This is a genomic window from Streptomyces sp. WELS2 (genome assembly GCF_013870595.1).
Classification (GTDB): Bacteria; Actinomycetota; Actinomycetes; order Streptomycetales; family Streptomycetaceae; genus Streptomyces.
The window spans coordinates 1-3,516 of the sequence record NZ_JACBWZ010000666.1 but is presented as its reverse complement, the minus strand read 5'-3'; the positions used below and the strand labels follow the sequence as shown (position 1 = coordinate 3,516).

At 70.3% G+C, this 3,516-nt stretch carries 3 protein-coding genes and 1 pseudogene; 2 read left to right on the top strand and 2 right to left on the bottom strand.

What is annotated here, in order from left to right:
- Both H5J33_RS27740 and H5J33_RS27735 read right to left on the bottom strand, forming a co-directional pair.
- A pseudogene (locus H5J33_RS27740) lies at positions 1-214 on the bottom strand (TldD/PmbA family protein); the annotation flags it as partial.
- Positions 211-1,734 (bottom strand): TldD/PmbA family protein, encoded by a 1,524-nt coding sequence (locus H5J33_RS27735; protein ID WP_181797574.1) that lies wholly within the window; start codon positions 1,732-1,734, stop codon positions 211-213. The gene H5J33_RS27735 and the pseudogene H5J33_RS27740, both read right to left, overlap by 4 nt.
- Positions 1,735-1,973: 239 nt before the next feature.
- Between H5J33_RS27735 and fabG the strand changes: the two genes are divergently transcribed.
- Positions 1,974-2,678 (top strand): 3-oxoacyl-[acyl-carrier-protein] reductase, encoded by a 705-nt coding sequence (gene fabG / locus H5J33_RS27730; RefSeq protein ID WP_181797573.1) that lies wholly within the window; start codon positions 1,974-1,976, stop codon positions 2,676-2,678.
- Positions 2,679-2,683: 5 nt separating this feature from the next.
- Complete coding sequence (fabI, locus tag H5J33_RS27725; protein WP_181797572.1) at positions 2,684-3,451, top strand: enoyl-ACP reductase FabI; 768 nt, start codon at positions 2,684-2,686, stop codon at positions 3,449-3,451.
- Positions 3,452-3,516: the final 65 nt, after the last annotated feature.

Genomic DNA, 3,516 nt, shown 5'->3' with positions numbered 1-3,516 from the left:
ACACCACGCCGGAGGCGGTGCCCTCGGCGCCGTCCACGGTCGCGATCACGGTGAGCGTACGGCCGCGGGTCACCCCGTTGGTGGTGAGCGCGTTGCCCGCCCAGCGCAGATTGGCGGTGGAGTGCTCGTCGGCGATGACGACACAGCCGTCCGCCCGGGACAGCGCCAGGGCCTGCTCGACGACCTCGTGCGGCTTGTGGGTACGGACGCTCATCGGCCGGCCTCCTGCGTGGTGTTCAGAATGTTGACGCCCTTGAAGAGGGCCGACGGGCAGCCGTGGGACACGGCGGCGACCTGGCCCGGCTGGGCCTTGCCGCAGTTGAAGGCACCGCCGAGGACGTACGTCTGCGGTCCGCCGACGGCGGCCATGGAACCCCAGAAGTCGGTCGTCGTGGCCTGGTAGGCGACGTCCTTCAGCTGCCCGGTGATCCGCCCGTTCTCGATCTTGAAGAAGCGCTGGCCGGTGAACTGGAAGTTGTACCGCTGCATGTCGATCGACCAGGACCGGTCGCCGACGACATAGATGCCCCGGTCCACGCCCCCGATCAGATCCTCCGTGGACAGCCCGGCCGGATCCGGCCGCAGCGAGACGTTGGCCATGCGCTGCACCGGCACGTGCGCGGGGGAGTCGGCGTACGCGCACCCGTTGGACCGCTCGAACCCGGTCAGCCGCGCTGTCCGCCGGTCCAGCTGGTAGCCGACCAGCGTGCCGTCCTTCACCAGGTCCCAGGACTGCGCCGCGACGCCCTCGTCGTCGTAGCCGATGGTCGCCAGGCCGTGCTCGGCGGTGCGGTCACCGGTGACGTTCATCAGCTCCGAGCCGTACCTCAGCTTGCCCAGCCGGTCGAAGGTGGCGAAGGAGGTGCCGGCGTAGGCGGCCTCGTAGCCGAGGGCGCGGTCCAGCTCGGTGGCGTGGCCGATGGACTCGTGGATGGTCAGCCACAGGTTGGAGGGGTCCACCACCAGGTCGTACAGGCCCGGTTCCACGCTCGGCGCCCGCATCTTCTCCGCGAGCAGCTCGGGGATCCGGGCCAGCTCGTCGTCCCAGTCCCAGCCGGTGCCGGTCAGGTACTCCCAGCCGCGCCCCACCGGCGGGGCCAGGGTGCGCATGGAGTCGAACTCGCCGCTCGCCTCGTCGACCGAGACGGCCGTCAGCTGCGGGTGCAGCCGCACCCGCTGCTGGGTGGTCACCGTCCCGGCGGTGTCCGCGTAGAACTTGTTCTCGTGGACGGTGAGCAGCGAGGCGTCGACGTGATCGACGCCGTCCGCGCTCAGGAGCCGGTTGCTCCACTCCGCCAGCAGCGCCGACTTCTCCTCGTCCGGCACCGAGAACGGGTCGATCCCGTACGAGGAGATCCACGTCTTGTCCGCGTGCACCGGCTCGTCGGCCAGCTCCACGTGTTCGTCGGACCCGGCGGCCTTGATCACCTGCGCGGACAGCTTGGCCATGGCCACCGCCTGCGAGGCGACCCGGGCGGCGGCGTCCATGGACAGGTCCACCCCGGAGGCGAAGCCCCAGCTGCCGCCGTGCACCACCCGGACCGCGTACCCGAGGTCGGTGGTGTCCGACGATCCGGCGAGCCGCGCGTCCCGCAGCCGCCAGGAGGCACTGCGCACCCGCTCGAACCGGAAGTCCGCGTGCTCGGCCCCCAGCGCACGCGCGCGTGCCAGCGCGGCGTCGGCGAGGGCGCGTAGGGGAAGCGCCGTGAAGGCTTCGTCGATGGAATGAGGCACGGAGGTCTCCCTGCTGTCGTGGCCTGTCGGGTCCGATCATGTCGCGGGACCGGCCCGGCGGACCACCGGTTCGGGTCCCCGGCGACCGCGTTCTGTAGGGATCCGACAGCGACACCCCCGCGCCACTGTCGGTGCCCGATTGCCCGCGGACGGGGCGGTACCGATAGGTTTCCGGTGAAGCCGCCTGCCGCCCAGGAGTCCGGGCGGATATGTAAGACCGCTATCGAAAGGGTGATCCGTTGAGCCGCTCGGTTCTCGTCACCGGAGGCAACCGGGGCATCGGCCTCGCCATCGCCCGCGCTTTCGCCGACGCCGGCGACAAGGTCGCGATCACGTACCGCTCGGGTGAGCCGCCGGCCGGCTTCCTGGCCGTCAAGTGCGACATCACCGACCCGGAGCAGGTGGAGCAGGCCTACAAGGAGATCGAGGACCGGCACGGTCCGGTCGAGGTCCTGGTCGCCAACGCGGGCGTCACCAAGGACCAGCTCCTGATGCGCATGTCCGAGGAGGACTTCACCTCGGTCATCGACACCAACCTCACCGGCACCTTCCGGGTCGTCAAGCGCGCCAACCGCGGCATGCTGCGGGCCAAGAAGGGCCGCGTCGTCCTCATCTCGTCCGTGGTCGGCCTGCTCGGCTCGGCGGGACAGGCGAACTACGCCGCCTCCAAGGCCGCGCTGGTCGGCTTCGCGCGTTCCCTGGCCCGGGAGCTGGGCTCGCGCAACATCACGTTCAACGTCGTCGCGCCCGGTTTCGTCGACACCGACATGACCAAGGTGCTCAGCGACGAGCAGCGTCAGAACATCGTCGCCCAGGTGCCGCTCGGCCGGTACGCGCAGCCGGAGGAGATCGCCGCGGCGGTGCGCTTCCTCGCGTCCGACGACGCCTCGTACATCACTGGAGCCGTCATCCCGGTTGACGGCGGACTGGGAATGGGTCACTGATCACCATGAGCGGAATCCTCGAGGGCAAGCGCGTCCTGATCACCGGTGTGCTGATGGAGTCCTCCATCGCCTTCCACGCCGCCAAGCTGGCCCAGGAGCAGGGCGCCGAGATCATCCTGACCGCGTTCCCGCGGCCCACGCTGACCGAGCGCATCGCCAGGAAGCTGCCGAAGCCGACCAAGGTCATCGAGCTGGACGTCACCAACGACGAGCACCTCGGGCGGCTGGCGGACGTCGTCGGCGAGGAGCTGGGCGGCCTGGACGGCGTCGTGCACTCCATCGGTTTCGCGCCGCAGGACGCGCTCGGCGGCAACTTCCTCAACACGCCGTTCGAGTCCGTCGCCACCGCCATGCACGTCTCGGCGTTCTCCCTGAAGTCGCTGACCATGGCCTGCCTGCCGCTGATGCAGAACGGCGGCTCGGTCGTCGGCCTCACCTTCGACGCGCAGTACGCCTGGCCGCAGTACGACTGGATGGGCCCGGCCAAGGCCGCCCTGGAGGCCACCAGCCGCTACATGGCGCGCGACCTGGGCAAGCAGAACATCCGCTGCAACCTGATCTCGGCGGGCCCGATCGGCTCCATGGCCGCCAAGTCCATCCCGGGCTTCAGCGACCTGGCCTCCGTGTGGGACACCCGCTCCCCGCTGGAGTGGGACCTGAAGGACCCGGAGCCGGCCGGCCGCGGCATCGTCGCCCTGCTGAGCGACTGGTTCCCGAAGACCACGGGCGAGATCATCCACGTCGACGGCGGCCTGCACGCCATCGGCGCCTGAGCGCCTCCGGACCCTCAGAGGCCCTGCTGAGCCTTACGACGCCCCGTTTCCCGCCGCGCGCGGGG

Bases quoted from the DNA above. Each gene is read 5' to 3' on its own strand.
- fabI (WP_181797572.1), top strand. From the start codon at position 2,684: ATGAGCGGAATCCTCGAGGGCAAGCGCGTCCTGATCACCGGTGTGCTG.